Origin of the sequence: Rhizobium esperanzae, from assembly GCF_002204185.1 — a bacterium.
GTDB classification, from domain to species: Bacteria; Pseudomonadota; Alphaproteobacteria; order Rhizobiales; family Rhizobiaceae; genus Rhizobium; species Rhizobium esperanzae.
Window position 1 is genome coordinate 304,331 of record NZ_MXPU01000006.1, and the last position, 19,855, is coordinate 324,185.

A 19,855-nucleotide genomic window follows, 5' to 3' on the forward strand; every position below is an offset into this window, starting at 1 on the left:
TGACCTATTGGTTTCGCCGTTTGCCCTCTAGCAGGTCGAGAACGGAGTTTGCCGCTTCCAGAACGTTCGTGCCCGGGCCGAACACGGCCGCAACGCCGTGTTCATGGAGGAATTCATAGTCCTGCCGTGGAATGACGCCGCCGCAGACGACGATGATATCGTCACCGCCCTTTTCCCTGAGCCTCTCGACCAATTGCGGCAGCAGCGTCCTGTGGCCTGCGGCGAGGGACGAGACGCCGACGACATTGACCTTTCGATCAAGCGCCAACTCGACAGCCTCGTCAGGCGTCTGAAACAGCGGACCGGCGAGCACGTCGAAGCCGATATCGCCGAAGGCCGAGGCGATCACCTTGGCGCCACGGTCATGACCGTCCTGACCCAGCTTGGCGACCATGATTTTCGGCCGGTATCCCATCGCTTCCGTCACCCCGGCCATACGCTCCCTCAGGACGGCAAGTTCCGGCTCGTTGTCATAGGCTTCGCCATAGACGCCCTTGATGACATCAGGTGTCGCGGCATGATCACCAAAGGCAGCGCGCATCGCATCCGATATCTCGCCGACTGTGGCACGGGCCCGCGCCGCCTCGATGGCGGCGGCCAGCAGATTGCCTTTGCCGCTGCGTGCGGTTTCCGCCAAGGCGGCCAGCGTTTCGCGCACGGCGCTGCTGTCGCGCCGCCGCTTCGTCTCCTCGATGCGGCGGATCTGCGCGGTGCGCACCGCGCTGTTGTCGATCTCCAAAATGTCGATCGGCTGTTCGTTGTCGAGCCTGTAGCGATTGACCCCGACAATGACCTCCTCGCCCTTGTCGACGGCGGCCTGGCGTCGCGCCGCCGCTTCTTCGATCAGCCGCTTCGGCAAACCGTCGTTGACAGCCTTCGTCATGCCGCCGAGCGCTTCCACCTCCTCGATCAGCGCCCAGGCGTTGTCGGCAAGTTCCTTCGTCAGGCTCTCGACATAATAGGAGCCGGCCAGCGGATCGACCACTTTGGTGACGCCGGTTTCATGCTGAAGGATCAGCTGGGTATTGCGGGCGATGCGGGCGGAGAACTCCGTCGGCAGCGCGATCGCCTCGTCGAAGGAATTGGTGTGCAGCGACTGCGTGCCGCCGAGCACGGCCGACATCGCCTCGAAAGCGGTGCGGATTATGTTGTTGTAGGGGTCCTGCTCCTGCAGCGAGACGCCGGAGGTTTGGCAATGGGTGCGCAGCATTAGCGAGGAGGCTTTCTTCGGCTGGAACTCTTCCATGATCCGGCTCCAGAGCAGCCGTGCGGCGCGCAGCTTTGCCGCCTCCATGAAGAAGTTCATGCCGATCGCGAAGAAGAAGGAGAGCCTTCCCGCGAAATCATCGACGTTGAGACCCTTGGCGATCGCCGCCCTGACATATTCGCGACCGTCGGCCAGCGTGAAGGCAAGCTCCTGCGTGAGCGTCGCGCCGGCCTCCTGCATGTGATAGCCGGAGATCGAGATCGAGTTGAATTTCGGCATCTCCCTGGCCGTATAGTCGATGATGTCGGCAACGATCCGCATTGAGGGTTCGGGCGGATAGATATAGGTGTTGCGGACCATGAACTCCTTAAGGATGTCGTTCTGGATGGTTCCTGATAGCTCGGCCCTCGGCACGCCCTGCTCTTCGCCGGCGACAATGAAGGAAGCGAGGATCGGAATGACGGCGCCATTCATGGTCATTGAAACCGACATATCCCCAAGCGGAATGCCGTCGAACAGGATTTTCATGTCCTCGACGCTGTCGATCGCGACGCCTGCCTTGCCGACATCGCCCTCGACGCGAGGGTGGTCGCTGTCATAACCGCGATGGGTGGCAAGATCGAAGGCGACCGACAGGCCCTTCTGGCCGGCAGCGAGATTGCGGCGATAAAAGGCGTTCGATTCCTCTGCCGTGGAGAAGCCGGCATACTGGCGGATCGTCCAGGGACGGCCGGCATACATCGTCGCGCGCGGTCCGCGGGTAAAGGGTGCAAAACCGGGCAGCGAGCCGAGATGCGCGGCGCCTTCGAGGTCCTCAGCGGTATAAAGCGGCTTGACAGCGATGCCTTCCGGCGTGTGCCAGGTCAGTGTCTCGGGTGAGGCCCGCAGTTCCTTCTGCGCAAGCTCCGCCCAATCCGACAGCGTCTTCTTCGTCATGCGTTCCTCCGGCTGCTTCATCGCCACCTTATCACTTCACAGGTGGATGATGCGATACAGCCTTAGGACAATTAACACAGCAAGGCATTCGCCCGCCGCAAGCCTCCGACTTTGACCTATCTGTGGTCGAGCTTTGTGACCAGCCGGTCGCCGAGCCACTGGATGCCGCAGACGAGGATGACGAGGACGGCGACCACTGCGATCATGACATTGGTTTCGAAGCGCTGATAGCCATAGCGAATGGCAAGGTCGCCGAGGCCGCCGGCGCCGATCGCGCCCGCCATGGCCGAGGCGCCGATCAGCGTCACCAGCGTGACGGTGAAGCCGGCGACGATGCCCGGCAGTGCTTCAGGCACCAGCACCTCGCGGATGATGGTCCAGCGATTGCCGCCCATGGCGCGTACGGCATCGATCAGCCCGCGGTCGACCTCGCGCAACGACACCTCGGCGATGCGCGCATAATAAGGTGTTGCGGCGATGGCGAGCGGCACAATGGCCGCCCCGGTGCCGAGCGCGGTGCCGACGATCAGCCTCGTCAGCGGGATCAGCGCCACCAGCAGGATGATGAATGGTACCGAGCGGAAGCCGTTGATGATGGCGCCGAGCATGCGGTTGATCCAGAGATTTTCGGCGATGCCGCCGCGCGCCGTGACGACGAGGGCAAGGCCGAGCGGCAGGCCGGCGACGAGCGAAATCACTCCCGAGGCGACGGTCATCAGGACCGTCTCCCAAAGCGAGCGAAGAAGCAGTTCAAGCATGATCGGTGTCATAACCAAGCACCTCCACCCGGGCGGACCGGGCCGTCAGGAATTGTTCGACCTTTCCGGCGAGCGCAGGCTCGTGCGCGGGAACGGCGACGAAGAACCGCGCCACCGGCTGGTTCTGGATATGGTCGATGCCGCCATGGACAAGGCGGAAGGAATGCGGCAGCGTCGCCGAGAGTTCCGCAAACAGCGCGCCCTGCGCTTGCGGCCCGGCAAGATCGACACTGAGGATCACTTCGCTGCCCGCCGTCGCCGACAGCCGGCCGAGAATATGATCGGGAAGTTGCGGGCGGATGCCGCCAAGCAAGCTCCTGGTGATGTCAGTCTGCGGATTGGCGAAGACCGACCAGACCTGGCCCTCCTCGACGATCCGCCCGGCATCGATGACCGCGACGCGATCGGCAATGCCGCGCACCACTTCCATCTCATGCGTGATCAGCAGAATGGTCAGTCCGAGCTTACGGTTGATATCCCTGAGCAGCGCCAGGATCGATCGTGTTGTCTCAGGGTCGAGGGCCGATGTCGCCTCGTCTGACAGCAGTAGTGCCGGGCGCGCCGCCAGCGCCCGGGCGATGCCGACGCGTTGTTTCTGGCCGCCGGAGAGCGATGAGGGATAGGCCTGCGCCTTGTCGGCGAGACCGACGAGCTCGAGCAGTTCCTGCGCCCGCTTCAGGCGCTCGGCCCTGGCAATACCCTCGATCTTCAGCGGCAGCGCAACATTGTCCTCGACCGTCTTGGCGGAAAGCAGATTGAAGTGCTGAAAGATCATGCCGATGCGGCGACGCAGCGGCTGCAGTTCCTGCTCTTGAAGCCCGGTAATATCGCGGCCCTCTATGCGGATCTCGCCGCTGTCGGCGCGCTCCAGCCCGTTCAGGCAGCGGATCAGCGTCGACTTGCCGGCGCCGCTGCGGCCGATGATGCCAAGGATCTCGCCCCTATTCACGCTCAGCGAAATACCGTCAAGTGCCGGCGTGGCCCCGAACCGACGCTTCACGTCGATAAGCCTCACCACCTCTTCGGCCGCCGCCTGCGGCCGCGGCTCGATCGCCGCCCTGGAAACAACGGAGTTCATGTACTTTTCCCTGCAAATACTGAAGGCGGCCCCGGCAGGAACGCCCGGGCCGCCTTTCGGCAGGCCTTAACTGCGGCCCAGTTTCGGATCAATAGGCGCTGAGACCCGTCCCCTTGTATACCTTGTCGAACTCGGCCTTGACGGTGTCGTTCTGGTAGGAAGATACCAGCGTCTTGACCCAGTCCGCATCCTTGTTCTCTTCCTTGACGGCGATGAAGTTGCGGTACGGGTTGTCGGCGATCGGCTCCTGCGCAATGCGCTCGGCCGGAGAAAGTCCGCTCTTCAGCGCCCAGTCGGTGTTGACGACGCCGGCATCCAGATCGTCGATCGAACGGCCGACGATGCCGGCATCGAGCTCCTTGATCTCGATCTTCTTCGGATTGTCGCTGACGTCGGCAACGGTCGCAAGAATGCCGGTGCCATCCTTCAGCTTGATCAGGCCTTCATTCTGGAGAACCCGCAGTGCCCGACCTTCGTTCGAGGGGTCGTTCGGTACGCCGATGACGGCGCCTTCGGGAATCTCGGCGACGGCCTTGTGCTTCTTGCTATAGAGGCCGATCGGCCAGACGCCGGTGTAGCCGACGGGGACGATGTGATAGCCGTGCTGCTGGATCTGATTGTCGAGATAGGGCTGGTGCTGGAAGGCATTCGCGTCGATTTCGCCGCGCTCCAGCGCTTCGTTCGGCTGCGTGTAATCGTTGAAGATGACGGTTTCGATCGTCAGGCCCTTCTTGGCCGCCTCGCTGGTCACCACCCTCCATACATCCTCATCCTCGCCGGCCATGATGCCGACCTTGATCGACTTGTCCTCCGCAAAGGAAGGTGCCGGTGCTGCGAAGGCAAAAAGCGCTGCCGCGGAAACAGCGACGGCCGCAAGAGCCGCGCGGCGCGAAAGGTGGAAGCGGTGAAGATTTTTGTTCTTGGTCATTTTATGTCCCGTCTGACTGGATGAGGCCGAACGCCTCGAGCAGGCCAATCATGGCAAATGGCTGGATCACGAGCGAAGCAAGAATGTCTGATGTAGGGGAAAGGCCGGAAAAACTCTTGCCCCGCCATCAATGCCGGCAGGATAAATTTCCATCAAATTTATGGATTAATTGCGGCTTTTGAGCATGTTCTAAAAAAGGAAACCGTCGCTTTAGGCCGTCGTTTCCTATCACGGCGGCCTAAGGCCGACGGAATTCTCCGACCGCTGCGAAAGGGATCGGACGAGACACCGTACTCGTGACGGATGGTCTCAGACCGGTTTGTGCTTCGGAATACGGGGCAGCAAGATCGTCAGCAGGCCGAGCAGCGGCAGGTAGGAGCAGATGCGGTAGACGAAGGCGATGCCGTGAGTGTCGGCGAAATCGCCGAGCAGCGCAGCTCCTAGCCCCCCTGCCCCGAATGCGAAGCCGAAAAAGACACCGGCAATCAGCCCGACGCGACCGGGCACCAGTTCCTGCGCGAAGACGACGATCGCGGAAAAGGCCGACGCGAAGACCAAGCCGATGACGATGCTGAGCACGCCTGTCCAGAAAAGATCGGCATAGGGCAGCAGCAACGCGAAGGGAATGACGCCGAGGATCGAAAACCAGATGACGAAACGGGCGCCGAAGCGATCACCGATCGGTCCGCCGAGGAAAGTGCCGACCGCGACCGAGCCAAGGAACAGGAACAGCATCAACTGCGCCTGCTGCACGCTGAGTTCGAACCTGTCGATGACATAGAAGGTGAAGTAGCTCGACACGCTCGCCATGTAGACATTCTTCGTCGCCGTCAGCAGCACCAGGATCAGCAGCGCCCAGACGACTCGGTTCTGCGGCAGCGGCAGAGTTCGGCTGACGGCCGGTTTGCTGGCGTTTCGACGCCTGTGGCTCATATACCAGCTGCCCACCCAGCTCAGCACGACCATGCCGATCATGGCGATGGCGGCGAACCAGGAGACGCTATGTTGCCCGAGCGGCAGCACGATGAAGGCAGCGAGCAGCGGACCGATCGCCTGGCCGGCATTGCCGCCGACCTGAAAAAAGGATTGCGCGAAACCGTGGCGGCCGCCGGAAGCAAGACGGGCAACACGCGAGGATTCCGGATGGAAGACCGCCGAGCCAAAGCCGATCAGGCTTGCCGCGACCAGCAGCAGCGCGAAACTGCCGGCATTGCCGAGCAGAATGAGACCGCAAAAGGTACTCGCCATGCCGACCGGCAGCGAATAGGGCATCGGCCAGCGATCGGTGACGATGCCGACGGCCGGCTGCAGCAGAGACGCCGTGACCTGGAACGTCATGGTCAGCAGGCCGATCTGGACAAAATTGAGATCGTAGTTTGCCTTGAACAGTGGATAGAGCGAGGCGAGCAGCGACTGCATGATGTCGTTCAGCATATGGCAGAAGCTGACAGCCACCAGAATGGACATTGTTGTCTTCTCGAAACGGGGCGCGCGCTCGGCAACGGTTGCCATCAATATCCCTCCTGAACAGGCACGATCAGTGCCGCGGCGTTTTCGATGGATTTTGGGCGATCGGGGCTGGCGAGACTATCGAGCGACGGTCGCTGAAAGATATTTACCGCAGGCCGGGCAATGATCACCAGCCCGGTTTGGCCTGGATCGGTACGGCTTTTGTTTGATTTGCCCATCCCCGACCGGCTCTTGCGTCGCTGGCCGTGGATGGGGGTTTTCATATCACAGTCAGCCGCGATCACCGCATGTATGCTATACTATATGAAAACAACCGTGGAAAACTGCTTACGGGGGTACTACAGCTGCGCCGATTGAAATCCGATCGAGGCTGAAAACACGCGATGAATGTGAAGACACCGAATGCCATAGACAGCTATGTCGGAGCGCGCATCAGAACACGCCGGCAGCTGCTTGGAATGAGCCAGGAGCGGCTTGCCGAGCAGATCGGCGTGACTTTTCAGCAGGTTCAGAAATACGAGAAAGGCATCAACCGCATTGGTGCGAGCCGTTTGCAGCGCATCGCCGAAGTGCTTCACACATCACCGAGCTTCTTCTTCGAGCAGAACGAATCCCAGCCATTGAGCCTGCAAGGATTGGCTCTGGCGGACAATGCCGACCCCGTCGCTGAATTCCTGCGGACGAAGGAGGGATTGGTGCTTAACCGCGCCTTTCTGAAGATTGCCGATCCCGATATTCGTGAAACGATCATCGCATTGGTGAAAGCGATGGCGCAGGCGGAAAGCGGTCCGGATTTGTCTTCGATAGCGAATATCACCCGTCCGCCCCTGGAGTAGCTGGCCAGGCGGGCAATTCTCCTGGAGCTCAGGCTCGAATGATCTGGCAAGTTACGGCTGATCGACCAGACCCGGGGCTTGCCGCCGCGCCGCGCTCAATGCACGCCCGACACTACGATTCGGATTATACTGCCATTGTTTCCAGCCGGTCTCGTCCGATTCGGCCTGTGAATGTGCGATTGCCGGACGGCCGGCGACACGCGCGGCCTGCGCAAGCATTCATCGCGCTGAAGGCGGAGAAGGCATCTGCCTTTGGCGCCTACATCGCCAGCAATCTGGATCGTCTCTACGAGGCGTTCGAGAAGACACAGGATTTGACGAAGAACGGAGATCAATAAGCAAAAGAAAAGGCCCCCGAACGTTGCCGTCGCGGAAGCCCTCTCTGATCTAGACACCCAGAGAATCACATTTCCGCGAATCATAGTCAAGAGTCTCTGGCACCGAATTTGGTGAGCCGTGATCTTTTGCCTTGAAGAAGGCGAAGAAAATGGAAAGCGGAAGTGTAACCGGCAGCACCGCTTCGCCACGGCGAAGCGACAAGTGCGTCCGGCGATTCCAAAGTCTTGCAGATTTGCCAGGAAAATCTGCGGGAGGGTTGGCTGAAACTGGCCGGCTGATCGACCGGCCGGCTTGGCCGTAGAGCTTGGCTACGACGCGCGCCGGCCGGTCGACCCTCCGACTCCGTTTGAGCCAACAGAATGCTTCAATCTAACCCGGAAAAGCTCTAAGAGGCCGCACCGCTTCGCCGTGGCGAGCGATAACGGCGAGCGGGATTCTAAAGTCTTGCAGATTTGCCGGGCAAATCTGCGTCGACACCGAGAAACTGCCTGAGCTCGGCAGTCTGCGGATTGGCGAAGACATCCTCTGGCCGGCCTGCTTCATGGACACGGCCCTGATGCATGAAGACGACGCGGCTGCAGACGTCGCGGGCAAACCGCATCTCGTGCGTGACCATCAGCAGCGTCATGCCCTCGGCGGCAAGTTCGCGCACGACGGCCAGAACTTCGGCGACCAGTTCCGGATCGAGCGCCGAGGTGATCTCATCGCAAAGAAGGGCGGTCGGCTGCATGGCGAGCGCGCGGGCGATGGCGACGCGCTGCTGTTGTCCGCCCGAGAGCTCGTCCGGATAGGCGTCGAACCGGTGACCCAGCCCCACACGTTCCAGCATCCTGCGGGCGGTGGCCTCGGCTTCGGCCTTGGGTGTCTTTTTGACCACCGTCTGCGACAGCATGACATTGCCGCCGGCAGTCAGATGCGGGAAGAGATTGAATTGCTGAAAGATCATGCCAACCTTGAGGCGCAGCGCCTTCAGATGGACTTCGTCATCGATGAGTTGCGCCCCCGCCACGGAGATGGAACCGCTGGTGATGGTCTCAAGACCATTGATGCAGCGAAGCAGGGTCGATTTGCCCGAACCGCTCTTGCCGATAATGGCAATGACCTCGCCAGGCTCGACATTCAGGTTGATGCCTTTCAGTACTTCGTTGGATCCGTAGCTCTTGCGGACGTCAGTGATTTCGATGAGCGACATTGAGTTTTCTCTCCAGGATCTGGCTGCTTTTCGACAAGGGCCAGCAAAGGGCGAAATAGATGAGCGCCACGAGCCCATAGACGGCGAAAGGCTGGAAGGTGGCGTTGGTGACCACGGTGCCGGCCTTCGACAATTCGACGAAGCCGATGATCGAGGTCAGCGCCGTGCCCTTGATGATCTGAACGGAGAAACCGACGGTCGGCGGTATGGCGATCCTCAGGGCCTGCGGAAGGATGACGTAACGCATCTGCTGCAGACGCCCCATGCCGAGACTGGCGGAAGCTTCCCATTGCCCCTTCGCAACCGCTTCGACGCAGCCTCGCCAGATCTCGGTGAGAAAGGCGGCGCTCCACAGGATCAGCGCCAATCCCGCGGCAAGCCAAGCCGGCACGTCTATTCCGAAAAGGCCGAGACCGAAAAAGGCGATGAAGAGCTGCATCAGCAGCGGCGTGCCCTGGAAGAGCTCGATATAATATTTTGCAAGTACCCTGGCGGGCTTGCGCCTGCTGATGCGCAGGAACAGCAGGCCCAGACCGACCAGACTGCCGCCGACGAACGAGACGAGCGAAAGAAGGATCGTCCAGCGGGTGGCGAGCAGCAGGTTGCGCAGGATGTCCCAAAGCGTGAACGTGATCATCGCACTGCCCTCCTCGGGAAGATGAACCAGCCGATCAGGCCCAGCACCTGCCGCAGCAGGATCGCCAGCGCGAGATAGATTGATGTCGAGACGATGTAGGCCTCGAAGGCGCGAAAGGTTCGCGATTGTATGAAATTCGCGGCGAAGGTCAGATCCTCGGCCGCGATCTGCGATACGACCGCCGAGCCGAGCATGACGATGACCACTTGCGACGACAGCGCCGGCCAGATGCGCTGCAGCGAAGGCACGAGCACGACATGGCGGAAAGTCTCAAAGCGCGTCATGGCGAGGCTCTCGCCCGCCTCAAACTGGCCTTTCGGCGTTGCCTGGATGCCGGCGCGGATAATCTCGCAGCTATAGGCGCCGAGGTTGACGACCATCGCAAGGTTGGCGGCTGTCAATTCGGAAAGGTGGAGGCCGAGCGAAGGCAGACCGAAAAAGATGAAGAAAAGCTGGATCAGGAACGGGGTGTTGCGGATCAGTTCCACATAGGCCGCAACGACCGGCTTCAGCCAGACCGGGCCGAGCGCCCGCACCCAGGCGCAGACGATGCCGAGCGAAATACCGAGCACACCGCCGATCGCGATAAGCTCCAGGGTGATCAGCACGCCCTTGATGATTTCGGGATAATATTCAAGCAGCCAGCCGAATTCGAAATGGTAGCTCAAGGAATGTCCCCTCTTGCGGTGACGGAGCGCATGTCATCCCGCGGCAACAGAAGACATGCGCGAGACCGGGTTTCCTTAGAGATCGGACGGCAGATTGGCGCCGAGCCACTTCTGCGATATGGCGTTCAAGCTGCCATCGGCTTTGGCAGCAGTGACAATGCCGTTCACCTTCTCCAGAAGCGCTGACTGTTCCTTGTTGAGGCCGATATAGCAGGGCGAGTTCTTGATCAGGAACTTCAGCTCAGGGCGCTTGGGAGGATTTTTGGCGAGGATCGCGGCCGCCACGACGTTGCCGGTGGCAATGATGTCGACCTGGCCGGACAGGAACGCCGAGATGGTGCCATTATTGTCCTCGTAACGCTTGATCGTCGTATCGGCCGGCGCGATCTTCGTCAGCTCGAGATCCTCCACGGCGCCGCGCGTGACGCCGATGCTCTTGCCCGCGAGATCTTCCGCCTTGGCGACCGAAAGATCGGCCGGCCCGAACACGCCGTTGAAGAAGGGCGCGTAGGCGACCGAGAAATCGATCACCTTTTCGCGCTCCGGATTCTTGCCGAGGCTCGATATCACGAGATCGACCTTATTCGTCTGCAGATAGGGGACGCGGTTGGCGCTCGTGACCGGCACGAGTTCGGCTTTGACGCCCAGCTTTTCAGCAATGAGATTGGCCATATCGATATCGTAGCCCATCGGCGCCATATCGGTGCCGACGCTGCCGAAAGGCGGGAAATCCTGCGGAACTGCGACGCGCAGCGTGCCGCGCGCCGTAATATCGGCGAGAGCATCGGCATGAGACGGCGAGTTGAAGCTGAAGGTCGCCGCGAGAGCCGCGATTGCGAAGAAGATCCGTCTTGTCAGCATGTGTTCATTGCTCCTTTGTTGTTGGGATTTTTGGATCTGACGGCTGGAAGGTGGAGGACGCGGTCCTGGGCGGAAGCGACAAGGACTTGCGCAGATCCGAAAGCGGATCCGGCCGCGCCGTGAGGTCGAGCCCCATTTCCACTTCGTCAAGATGTTCGACGGAGAGCTCTGCAGCTCTGACGAAATCACCTGTCTGCATCGCCTCGAAAATACGGCAGTGCCCCTCATGGGACTGGGCCGCATGAAATTCGGATTGATAGAGCATCGAAATGAGGATCGTCCTCGCGGTCAGGTCGCGCAGGATGTCGACGATGATCGTGTTCCCGCTCAATTCCGCGATGCGGATATGGAAATCGCCCATCAAATAAGTCAGCCGCTGGCGGTCGCCCGCCGCCATGGCATTCCTCTCCTCATTCAGATGGGCGTCGAGAGCCTTGCGTCCCTCCTCTGTCAGCAAGGCCATGCTGCGCAGCAATCCGGCCTCGACGACACGCCTTGCCTCATAGACGGCGATCGCATCCTCAGCGGAGGGCTCGACGACGAACCAGCCGCGCCGGGGGCTGACATGCACGATCCCGCGTGTCTCCAGACGCATCATCGCTTCACGGACGCGGGTTCGGGACACACCGAAGAGCGCCGCCAGCTGATTTTCGCCAAGACGCGTGCCCGGCCGAATCTTGGCAGAAAGGATCCCGGAGACGATCGTTACTTCAATGGATTTCTGCGTGGTCTCGGATGCCTGGCTCTCTTGCATACAAGACAGGAAGCAAAGCCTGTGCCAAAAACCCTGCGCTCAGACTTTTCTAACCGTCCCGGATTTTTGGTGGAAAATTTGCCTGCCGGGAATGCAGACTGAATGTAAATTGTGCAGGCGCTCCCCCTCCCCCGACATCGGTCCCGTGGCCGATGCCGCCGCTCAAGACCCCGCCCGACTTGAGGCGACGCCGGCGATCTGACGGGGCGAGCCGGCCATCGCCTTTTTAGTTGAAGCTCGAGGTCTTGAGAAATTCCGCCAATCGTTCGGTCTTCGGACGCACGAACATTTCCTTCGGATCGCCCTCCTCGCAGATGACCCCCTGGTTCATGAAGATCACGCGGGACGAAACCTCGTAGGCGAAACGCATCTCATGAGTGACGAGCAGCATGGTCATGCCGTCGGCAGCAAGCCCCTTGATGACCTGCAGCACTTCGCCCACCAGTTCCGGGTCGAGCGCGGAGGTCACCTCGTCGAACAGCATCAACCGCGGCGACATGGCGATCGCGCGGGCAATTGCGACACGCTGCTGCTGGCCGCCGGAGAGCTGACCGGGATAATGGTTGGCACGGGCGGCGAGGCCGACCCGGTCGAGCCATTTTTCAGCAATGATGCGGGCGTCGGGCTTCGTCATCTTCTTCACCTTGACGAGGCCGAGCATGACGTTTTCGGCCGCACTCATATGCGGAAAGAGATTGAACTGCTGAAAAGCCATGCCGGTCAGGGCGCGCTGGCGCGCGATCTCCTTCTCGCTCTTGCGCCGCCGGGTCGCGCCGTCGACGTGATAGCCGATCTCCTCGCCGTCGAGTCTGATCGTGCCGCCCTGGAATTCCTCGAGCATGTTGACGCAGCGCAGCAAGGTGGTCTTGCCCGAGCCGGAGGAGCCGATGATCGAGATGACCTCGCCCTCCTGCACGGCGCAATCGACGCCCTTGAGAACTTCGTGGATGCCGTAAGTCTTGCGCAGACCCTTGATGTCGAGAATGGTCTTGGCCATCGATAGGCTCCTCAGGACGGCAGGGCGGTCTTGCGCTCGACATATTTGCCGAAGTGCTCGATGCCGTAGTTGACGATGAAATAGAGACCGCCGGCCAGAAAATAGAACTGGAGGCTCATGAAATTGCGGGAAATGATCTCCTGCGTGCGCAGGAGAAGCTCCGCTACGCCGATGACGGAGAGCAGCGTCGAGGCCTTCACCATCTCGGCCGCCGTATTCACCCAGGCCGGCAGGCATTGGCGCATGGCCTGCGGCCACAGTACCGAAGTGAAAGTCTGGGTAAAGGTCAGGCCGATCGCCTTGGCGGCTTCGGTCTGACCTTTCGGGATCGCCTGAAGCGCTCCACGCACGATTTCGCCGACATGTGAAGAGCAGAAGACGGCAAGGGCGAGGACGCCGGCGGAGAAAGGTCCGAGATCGAGACCGACCGCGGCCGAGACATAATAGCTTGCCAGCACGAGCACGAGCACCGGCGTGCCGCGGATGATATCCGTATAGGCACGCACGAGGAGACGTAAGACGATGCCGCCGTAAACCAGCGCCAGGCCGACAAAAACGCCGAGAACGGAGCCGGCGAGAATGGCCAGCAGCGAGATCGACACGGTCATGGCCATGCCGTTCATGATGACATAGTGGGCTATCCAGAGTTGTTCGAGAAAGGTGTGAGACATCGGATTACCTCGGCAGGGCCAGACGGCGCTCGACGAGGCGCATCAAGGCAGCGATGAGGAAACAGGTCGCAACATAAAGGGCTGATGTAACCATCCATGTTTCGATGACGCGGAAGCTCTCGACATTGATCTTGCGGGCGGCAAAGGTCAGCTCGGGCACGGCGATGGCGGCGGCGAGCGAGGTGTCCTTGAAGAGCGAGATGATCGTCGAGGAGAGCGATGGCAGCACGTTGCGCAGCATCAGCGGAGCGATGATCGAGCTGCGGATCTGCATCCCGGTCAGGCCGATGGCGAGGCCGGCTTCGGTCAGTCCTCTCGGGATCGACAGCAGTCCGGCGCGGAACACCTCGGCCAGATAGGCGCCGGAATAGAGGGAAAGAACCAGCACGAAGCTTTTCATCTTGTCGAGGCGCAAGCCCATCTGCGGCAGCGCGAAGAAGGCGAAAAGCACCAGGACGAGAATAGGCAGGTTGCGAATGACCGTGACATAGACCCGCGCCGGCACGAGCGCGAAGCGGTTCCTCGACGTCAGCGCAAAGGCCACGACAAGACCGATTGCGGCCCCGATCAGGATCGAGATCACGGCAAGGCCGAGGCTGAGGGCAAGTCCGCTTAAGAGAAAGTCGAAATTGCGCCAGACGGCAGCGAAATTCAGTGTGTAACCCATACGGGTCCTTTCAGACCGGAGCATGCCGCCGAATCTACGAGCGACCCGGACGACGTCATGCTCCAACCATTCAATTCAGAAGCGGATTCGGATCTCAGCCCGACCTGGACCCAAGATCGTCCTGTTCCAGCGGAGCGGGAGCTCGCTCCCGCTTCCCGCATCGCGGTTACTTGAATTCGACGGGGAAGCCGATCTGCGGCGGCGCCAGATCCTTGCCGAACCAGGTCTTGAAGGATTTGGCATAGAAATCGAACTCGACACCGGTCATCGCTTCGTGAAGAGCGGTGTTGACGAAGTTCAGCCAGTCCTGATCACCGCGCTTGACGGCGCAGGCATAGGTCTGTGGGTTCCAGCCGTAGCCGGCGTCCTTGTAGCGGCCCGGGTTCTGCGTCATGTACCAGGCGAGCGACGACTGGTCCGTGGCGGCGGCATCGGCGCGCCCCGACTCCAGCGCCTGATAGATCAGGTCGACGGATTCGTACTGGTCGACGGTCGCCTCCGGCAATGCGGCGTGCACCATAGCTTCGGCATAGACGTTCTGGAGAACCGAGATGGTGACCGAGGAGCCGGCAGCCTTCAGCGCGGCGTAATCGGCATACTTTCCATCCGCCTTGAGCATCAGGCCGACGCCCTCACGATAATAGGGAATGGTGAAAGCGACCTGCTGGGCGCGTTCGCCCGTAACGGTCATGAACTGGCAGGTGATATCGACCTTATCGGTGGTGATGTTCGGAATGCGGGCGTCCGACGACTGGTTGACAAATTCGATCTTATCCGGATCGCCGAACAGAGCCTTGGCGACGATATGGCCCATGTCGACATCGAAGCCCTGAAGCTTGTCGTCCGCGCTCTTGAAATGCCAGGGCGCATTGGTGCTGCCCGTGCCGAGCACGAGATGGCCGCGGGCGAGCACTTCGTCGAGCTTGCTGCCGTCAGCCAGTGCAGGCGTGGAAATGAGCGCGGCGGCGGCCAGCGACATCGCGCAGGTGCGAAAGGAAATGGTCATGGCGTTCCCTTGTGATTAGTTCCTATTATTCCAATATAATGGACGCATGTCTGTTTTACTGGAATGATGTATCAAGTGCCATTGCGGATGAATTGTCAATGGGCTGTGACGAAAAACGCGCAGTATGAAGTCGCCGCACTGCGCGCTACTCGGCAGACACCGAAGCGAGATCAGGGCTGCTGAAGTGAATATTCGACCTGCACGCTCTGGGCCGGCAGGTGGCTTTCAAGTCCGCAGAGATTGCAATCCAGCATCGCAGACGGCGGAGCAGGACAACCTCTCGCCGACTTTCGGGTGCTCAAAATATCTCTGAACGACCCTGCACTCCGAGTTCAGCGAAAGCGGAGGCTGGTGAGTCTTCTTCAGCCCGCCACAAATGCAGTCGGCGCATTTCGCTGCTTTTTAGTTGCCACGGCGAGCAGCGTATCGGCGGAGAAGCCGCAATTCCGGACGCGCAACCGCGACGCACTTTTGCTGAAATTGCTCCGACACGGCAACGTAGCGCGAAAGCCTATCAGCGGCGGTTGAAGCTTCTGTTCTTTGGTGAAAAGAGGCGGGGCCAGGTGAATATGGCGAAATCGAATTAATGGAACCATATGGTTCTATCAATAATACAATCAGGAATTGGAAGTCGAAACCGGCCGGTGACGGCAGTCGAGGGGCAAGCGGCAGGCACTTAATCGAGAGATTGGCGGTGTAAAGAGCGAGAGTTGCTGCGCCGCTCTTCCACTCTAAGCGGCTCCGATGCCCGCGGCGAAGATCGCGATGCAGCGGTGAAGATGGGCAAGCATCAGGCTCCGGTCGGGCCAAGCCAGCACGCGGCCTTCCGGTGGGCCCATGCCGCCAAAGATCATATCCATCAGCATGCGGGCGCCGCTCTCCGGATCATCCAGCGACAGCCTGCCCTCCGCCCGGCGATCGGTGAGCCAGTCAGCGAGATGCTGCCGGCTGGCGAGTATGCCTTCGCGCTGGAGAATGTCGATAAGCTCGGGAAATTGCGCCGCTTCCCGAAAGACGAGCTGCAGGAAACCGGCGCGTTCCGCATCCAGTTCCTCGTCCATGTCGATCATGAATATACGTTCGAGGCTCTCGGCGATCGGGATATCTTCAGCGGATCTCGGCAGGTCGAGCATCAGGCGCCGGTGTGCGCCGACCACGGCTGCAAACAGCTCTTCCTTGCTCTGAAACAGCTTGTAGAGCGTCTGCTTGGAAACACCCGCCTCCGAGGCGACGACCGCGGTCGTGCTTCCGGCATAGCCATATTTTACGAAAACGCGGCGGGCGACTTCAACGATATGCGTCCGCTTGTCTTCGTCGCTGGAGACTTTCGGCCGCCCCCGCTTTCGCGGCTCATCTACGCGCTCGTCGGCAATATCCATGACGATCACACCGCTTTGCCGAAGCGCATGCCACCGATCCTGAAAAGCAGCCTGCTATATCTGAGGGATGATTTTTCCGGTTGCGGCATCAGCAATTCGATTCAGAGAACTAAATAATTCTGCAATGCGATGCGCCCCCACCCTCTAGCGATATAGCGCTTTTGTCGACCCTTCTGCCGCCGCGTCAGTCTCTTCCTACCTAAAGCAAGAGCCCGACATCCGCATCCCAGAACATCCTCTCCTGTAGTCTGATCTAAAAAAAAATCAACTGCGACCGGCCGGCTCGACGGAGACACGTCCAGCGGCGGCGACAAACTGACGGCCCAGTTTATGACGCTGGCGCGGGACCGTTTCGGCCAGTGGGGCTTCGCCAGCAGCTGCTTTTCCGCCACAGCCATTAAATGTAAATAGCAGATGATGGCTGACTAAACGGCTATATGACGATCACCGCAATTTTGGACGGTTACTCGACTCCGGACAGTTAGTCGACTTCGCGTCCGGATAAGAAGTTAACCATATTTCAGCGTTCTTGAGAAATAATGGCATACGTAGATCAGGCATCTCGAAGAAGAGAAGCCCAAAGTTATTTGGAGAGAGTCTTGGCATTTACCATTGCGCGCAGCCTGGTGGCGTTTGGCATCGCCGTTTCAGCCGGTCTTTTCATGTCGATTGGATTGCAGCAATCGGCGCTTCAAAGGCTGAAAGTCAATGGCCCGGTTTACGAGCAGGTGGTCTACGGCAAGGATCTCATCGCCGATATATTGCCGCCGCCTCTCTTTGTGGTCGAATCCTACATGCTGTCCTTCGAGGCGAGCAAATTCCCCGAACTCACCGAAACCAATCTGGGGAAGATCGCCAATCTGAAAGCCGCTTACGACGACCGTCGCGCCTATTGGAAAACCACCCGGCTGCCGCAGTCTTTGAAGGATGAGCTCGAAAACGATGTGCTCGCCAAGGGCGATGTATTCTGGCAGGTGATGAACCGCGAAATCATCCCCGCCTTGAACGCCAAGGACGAAAGTAAGGCGCATGGCGCGATCGAGCAGTTGCGCGTCGCCTTCCATGCGCATCAGGATGCTGTAGAGAAGCTCGTCGCCAATTCCGACGCTTTCCTGAAAGACGAAGAGAGCAATGCCGCTTCGGAAATCGTAACCTGGACAATCTATGCGGGCGCCGCGGGCTTCGGCTCCTTCGCCCTGTTGCTGGTCGGGCTCTATTTTCTGCGCCGTCGAGCCATTGTGCCGCTGGATGGCATGAAGGCCTATATGGGCAGCCTCGCCGAAGGCGATTTTTCGACCGAGGTTCCCTATTCCGACCGCTCCGACGAGATCGGCGCCATGTCCAAGGCTGTGGCGGTGTTCCGCCGCAATGCGCTGGAACGACAAGATGCCCAGAAGCGCGAGACGGCGCTTCGCGATCAGGAATTCCAGCGCGAACGCAGCCAGATGGCTGAAAAGGCCGCCGAGGACCAACGACGCGAAACGGTGATCGAGGAACTGACCTACGGCCTGGACCAGCTCTCGCTCGGCAATCTCGATTGCCGCATCACCGCAGCCTTCGCACCGGCCTACGAAACGTTGCGTGCCAAGTTCAACGACAGCCTGGATGCGCTTTGCGTTTCGATGGCGGAGGTCGCCCAGACCTCCAGGCAGGTCGGCAGCTCTTCCGCCGGCATCACAAATGCCGCCGACAGCCTCGCATTGCGTACCGAACAGCAGGCAGCGATGCTCGAAGAGGCTACGAGCGCGCTCGGCGAAATGAACGCCAAGGCCAAGGATGCTTCGAACCATGCCGGCAAGGCGACCGGCATGATGGCCGAGACGCGCAACAGCGCCGAACATTCGGCGGCCATCGTTCGCGATGCGATTGCCGCCATGGAACGGATCGAAGGTTCATCCGCCCAGATCGGCGAGATCGTCAACGTCATCGACGAGATCGCCTTCCAGACCAACCTTCTGGCGCTCAACGCCGGTGTGGAAGCCGCCCGCGCCGGCGAAGCGGGCAAAGGCTTCGCCGTTGTAGCGCAGGAAGTGCGTGAGCTCGCCCTCCGTTCGGCCAATGCCGCCAAGGAGATCAGATCTCTGATTTCCACGTCATCGTCTCAGGTTTCCACCGGCGTGGAGCTCGTCAACCGCACCGGCAAGGCGCTTATGGAAATCGAAGGCCAGGTCGAGCAAGTCGCCGGCCTGATCGCCCGCATCGTTTCGGTTTCCTCCGAACAGGCGGTGATGATCGGGGAAATCAATGCTTCCGTCAACGCGCTCGATGAGGTCACGCAGCGCAACGCCGCCATGGCCGCGGAAACGGTCTCAGCCTGCCGTGCGCTCGGCGGCCAGACGCAGACGCTGGAAGGGATTGTCGGTCGCTTCCAGACCGATGCGGCAGCTGCCGGGTCAAGAGCGCGGAAGGCAGCTTGATGTTGATTGGACGGTGACGTTCATCATGCGCCAGTCGTCGTCAGTTCGTCACGATCGCCACGACCCCAACGCAATCGCCTGATTTGACCAGCCCCGGGAAATGCCGCGCGCAGAGAATACCGTCCATGGCGGCACGGATCTCGCGCGGCGCCTCACCCGTCCTGCCCGTCGGGTAGATGCGAGCGATGACGGCATCCTTGGCGACCGCTTCACCGAGGTCGACCGCGGGTTCGATCAATCCGCCTTCTTCTGCGAAGGAGAAGCAGCGGCCATCCGGCATATCCAGCCACGTTGTCGGGCCCGTATGCACGGAGCCCGAGACGATACCGGCATGTCGCAGCACGTTCATGGTGCCGCGTTTGGCGATCGCCGCTGTTCTGGCCGTGGCGGTACCTCCACCGCCGAGCTCGGTGGTGATGAAGATCTTGCCCATCTCTTCGGCCGCCGTGTCGTACATGCCGACCGCATCGATCTCCAGCATCTTCATCGAATAGGGTGCGGCAAAGGCTGTCACGAAATCGAACGCCTGCGCCTCCTGTTGTTTGTTCGGCAGGATGTGCGCTGCGCAGAACGGCAGAAAATCGAGCGTCTTGCCGCCGGAGTGGAAGTCGAGCACGAGATCCGCCATCGGCAGAAGCACACGCTGGAAATAATCGGCGATCCTTTCGGTCACCGTGCCGTCCGGACGACCCGGGAAGCTGCGGTTCATGTTGCCTCTGTCGATCGGCGATGTCCGGGTTCCTGCAAGGAATGCCGGGTAATTCATTGCCGGCACGATGATGACAGCGCCGCTCACCTCCTCTGCCTGCAGCGAGCGGGCGAGATCAAACAGCGCAATCGGTCCCTCGTACTCGTCGCCATGATTGCCGCCGGTCAGGAGCGCCGTCGGTCCCTTGCCGTTCCTGACGACCGTTATCGGGATCATCACCGATCCCCAGGCAGAATCGTCGCGGCTGTAGGGCAGCCTGAGGAAACCGTGCTGGACGCCCTCGGCGGCGAAATCCACCGTCGCGTTGATCGGCGACGGCCGCAAGCGGGTCTCTGTCATGACAGC

Annotated in this window: 19 protein-coding genes and 1 pseudogene; 3 read left to right on the plus strand and 17 right to left on the minus strand. The window is 60.5% G+C overall.

All coding sequences use genetic code 11. From position 1 onward, the window contains the following. Window positions 1-4: 4 nt before the first annotated feature. From scpA to B5E41_RS31255, 6 genes are all read right to left on the minus strand, one after another. A complete protein-coding gene (gene scpA, locus B5E41_RS11665; protein WP_088393802.1) occupies window positions 5-2,143 on the minus strand; it encodes a methylmalonyl-CoA mutase in 2,139 nt (712 codons plus the stop codon). Window positions 2,144-2,259: 116 nt separating this feature from the next. Continuing rightward, complete coding sequence (locus tag B5E41_RS11670; protein WP_088393704.1) at window positions 2,260-2,913, minus strand: methionine ABC transporter permease; 654 nt, start codon at window positions 2,911-2,913, stop codon at window positions 2,260-2,262. After that, window positions 2,894-3,979: a methionine ABC transporter ATP-binding protein gene (locus B5E41_RS11675; protein ID WP_088393706.1), complete on the minus strand. Its 1,086-nt coding sequence runs from the start codon at window positions 3,977-3,979 to the stop codon at window positions 2,894-2,896. The genes B5E41_RS11670 and B5E41_RS11675 overlap by 20 nt, the downstream gene beginning before the upstream one ends. Window positions 3,980-4,067: 88 nt before the next feature. Further along, complete coding sequence (locus B5E41_RS11680; protein WP_088393708.1) at window positions 4,068-4,907, minus strand: MetQ/NlpA family lipoprotein; 840 nt, start codon at window positions 4,905-4,907, stop codon at window positions 4,068-4,070. 309 nt (window positions 4,908-5,216) lie between these two features. Next, the gene (locus tag B5E41_RS11685; RefSeq protein ID WP_088393710.1) at window positions 5,217-6,419 is read right to left on the minus strand and encodes an MFS transporter; all 1,203 of its coding nucleotides are present in this window, start codon (window positions 6,417-6,419) and stop codon (window positions 5,217-5,219) included. Next, the gene (locus B5E41_RS31255; protein WP_141098763.1) at window positions 6,419-6,640 is read right to left on the minus strand and encodes a hypothetical protein; all 222 of its coding nucleotides are present in this window, start codon (window positions 6,638-6,640) and stop codon (window positions 6,419-6,421) included. The genes B5E41_RS11685 and B5E41_RS31255 overlap by 1 nt, the downstream gene beginning before the upstream one ends. Window positions 6,641-6,760: 120 nt before the next feature. On the opposite strand from B5E41_RS31255, the gene B5E41_RS11690 reads away from it, so the two are divergent. After that, window positions 6,761-7,213, plus strand: a complete 453-nt coding sequence (locus tag B5E41_RS11690) for a helix-turn-helix domain-containing protein (RefSeq protein ID WP_088393712.1) — start codon at window positions 6,761-6,763, stop codon at window positions 7,211-7,213. Window positions 7,214-7,425: 212 nt separating this feature from the next. Beyond that, window positions 7,426-7,551, plus strand: a pseudogene (locus tag B5E41_RS32665) (plasmid partitioning protein RepB); the annotation flags it as partial. 437 nt (window positions 7,552-7,988) lie between these two features. On the opposite strand, the gene B5E41_RS11695 reads toward B5E41_RS32665, so the two are convergent. From B5E41_RS11695 to B5E41_RS11740, 10 genes are all read right to left on the minus strand, one after another. Continuing rightward, a complete protein-coding gene (locus B5E41_RS11695) occupies window positions 7,989-8,744 on the minus strand; it encodes an amino acid ABC transporter ATP-binding protein (protein ID WP_064812520.1) in 756 nt (251 codons plus the stop codon). Beyond that, a complete protein-coding gene (locus tag B5E41_RS11700; protein ID WP_088393714.1) occupies window positions 8,722-9,381 on the minus strand; it encodes an amino acid ABC transporter permease in 660 nt (219 codons plus the stop codon). Before B5E41_RS11700 ends, B5E41_RS11695 begins: the two co-directional genes overlap by 23 nt. Next, on the minus strand, window positions 9,378-10,049 hold the full coding sequence (locus B5E41_RS11705; protein ID WP_088393716.1) for an amino acid ABC transporter permease: 672 nt from the start codon (window positions 10,047-10,049) through the stop codon (window positions 9,378-9,380). The genes B5E41_RS11700 and B5E41_RS11705 overlap by 4 nt, the downstream gene beginning before the upstream one ends. 75 nt (window positions 10,050-10,124) lie before the next feature. Beyond that, window positions 10,125-10,910, minus strand: a complete 786-nt coding sequence (locus tag B5E41_RS11710) for a transporter substrate-binding domain-containing protein (protein WP_088393718.1) — start codon at window positions 10,908-10,910, stop codon at window positions 10,125-10,127. Window positions 10,911-10,914: 4 nt separating this feature from the next. Then, the gene (locus tag B5E41_RS11715; RefSeq protein ID WP_088393720.1) at window positions 10,915-11,664 is read right to left on the minus strand and encodes a GntR family transcriptional regulator; all 750 of its coding nucleotides are present in this window, start codon (window positions 11,662-11,664) and stop codon (window positions 10,915-10,917) included. A 226-nt stretch (window positions 11,665-11,890) separates the two neighbouring features. Then, entirely contained in the window at window positions 11,891-12,661 is a 771-nt protein-coding gene (locus B5E41_RS11720; protein WP_064812525.1) for an amino acid ABC transporter ATP-binding protein, read from the minus strand. An 11-nt stretch (window positions 12,662-12,672) separates the two neighbouring features. Continuing rightward, window positions 12,673-13,332, minus strand: coding sequence for an amino acid ABC transporter permease (locus B5E41_RS11725; RefSeq protein ID WP_088393722.1), 660 nt, complete (start codon window positions 13,330-13,332; stop codon window positions 12,673-12,675). A 4-nt stretch (window positions 13,333-13,336) separates the two neighbouring features. Continuing rightward, entirely contained in the window at window positions 13,337-13,999 is a 663-nt protein-coding gene (locus B5E41_RS11730) for an amino acid ABC transporter permease (protein ID WP_088393724.1), read from the minus strand. A 166-nt stretch (window positions 14,000-14,165) separates the two neighbouring features. Beyond that, window positions 14,166-15,005: a transporter substrate-binding protein gene (locus B5E41_RS11735; RefSeq protein ID WP_064812528.1), complete on the minus strand. Its 840-nt coding sequence runs from the start codon at window positions 15,003-15,005 to the stop codon at window positions 14,166-14,168. 731 nt (window positions 15,006-15,736) lie between these two features. Next, window positions 15,737-16,384: a TetR/AcrR family transcriptional regulator gene (locus B5E41_RS11740; RefSeq protein WP_064813181.1), complete on the minus strand. Its 648-nt coding sequence runs from the start codon at window positions 16,382-16,384 to the stop codon at window positions 15,737-15,739. 599 nt (window positions 16,385-16,983) lie between these two features. Between B5E41_RS11740 and B5E41_RS11745 the strand changes: the two genes are divergently transcribed. Continuing rightward, complete coding sequence (locus B5E41_RS11745; RefSeq protein WP_088393726.1) at window positions 16,984-18,801, plus strand: methyl-accepting chemotaxis protein; 1,818 nt, start codon at window positions 16,984-16,986, stop codon at window positions 18,799-18,801. A gap of 40 nt (window positions 18,802-18,841) precedes the next feature. On the opposite strand, the gene doeB is transcribed toward B5E41_RS11745, so the two are convergent. Next, entirely contained in the window at window positions 18,842-19,849 is a 1,008-nt protein-coding gene (gene doeB / locus B5E41_RS11750; protein ID WP_088393728.1) for a N(2)-acetyl-L-2,4-diaminobutanoate deacetylase DoeB, read from the minus strand. Window positions 19,850-19,855 lie beyond the last annotated feature (6 nt).

Bases quoted from the DNA above. Each gene is read 5' to 3' on its own strand.
- B5E41_RS11730 (WP_088393724.1), bottom strand. From the start codon at position 13,999: ATGGGTTACACACTGAATTTCGCTGCCGTCTGGCGCAATTTCGACTTT.
- B5E41_RS11715 (WP_088393720.1), bottom strand. From the start codon at position 11,664: ATGCAAGAGAGCCAGGCATCCGAGACCACGCAGAAATCCATTGAAGTA.
- B5E41_RS11710 (WP_088393718.1), bottom strand. From the start codon at position 10,910: ATGCTGACAAGACGGATCTTCTTCGCAATCGCGGCTCTCGCGGCGACC.
- scpA (WP_088393802.1), bottom strand. From the start codon at position 2,143: ATGACGAAGAAGACGCTGTCGGATTGGGCGGAGCTTGCGCAGAAGGAA.
- doeB (WP_088393728.1), bottom strand. From the start codon at position 19,849: ATGACAGAGACCCGCTTGCGGCCGTCGCCGATCAACGCGACGGTGGAT.
- B5E41_RS11695 (WP_064812520.1), bottom strand. From the start codon at position 8,744: ATGTCGCTCATCGAAATCACTGACGTCCGCAAGAGCTACGGATCCAAC.
- B5E41_RS11725 (WP_088393722.1), bottom strand. From the start codon at position 13,332: ATGTCTCACACCTTTCTCGAACAACTCTGGATAGCCCACTATGTCATC.
- B5E41_RS11720 (WP_064812525.1), bottom strand. From the start codon at position 12,661: ATGGCCAAGACCATTCTCGACATCAAGGGTCTGCGCAAGACTTACGGC.
- B5E41_RS11690 (WP_088393712.1), top strand. From the start codon at position 6,761: ATGAATGTGAAGACACCGAATGCCATAGACAGCTATGTCGGAGCGCGC.
- B5E41_RS11680 (WP_088393708.1), bottom strand. From the start codon at position 4,907: ATGACCAAGAACAAAAATCTTCACCGCTTCCACCTTTCGCGCCGCGCG.
- B5E41_RS11670 (WP_088393704.1), bottom strand. From the start codon at position 2,913: ATGACACCGATCATGCTTGAACTGCTTCTTCGCTCGCTTTGGGAGACG.
- B5E41_RS11700 (WP_088393714.1), bottom strand. From the start codon at position 9,381: ATGATCACGTTCACGCTTTGGGACATCCTGCGCAACCTGCTGCTCGCC.
- B5E41_RS11740 (WP_064813181.1), bottom strand. From the start codon at position 16,384: ATGGATATTGCCGACGAGCGCGTAGATGAGCCGCGAAAGCGGGGGCGG.
- B5E41_RS31255 (WP_141098763.1), bottom strand. From the start codon at position 6,640: ATGAAAACCCCCATCCACGGCCAGCGACGCAAGAGCCGGTCGGGGATG.
- B5E41_RS11685 (WP_088393710.1), bottom strand. From the start codon at position 6,419: ATGGCAACCGTTGCCGAGCGCGCGCCCCGTTTCGAGAAGACAACAATG.
- B5E41_RS11735 (WP_064812528.1), bottom strand. From the start codon at position 15,005: ATGACCATTTCCTTTCGCACCTGCGCGATGTCGCTGGCCGCCGCCGCG.
- B5E41_RS11675 (WP_088393706.1), bottom strand. From the start codon at position 3,979: ATGAACTCCGTTGTTTCCAGGGCGGCGATCGAGCCGCGGCCGCAGGCG.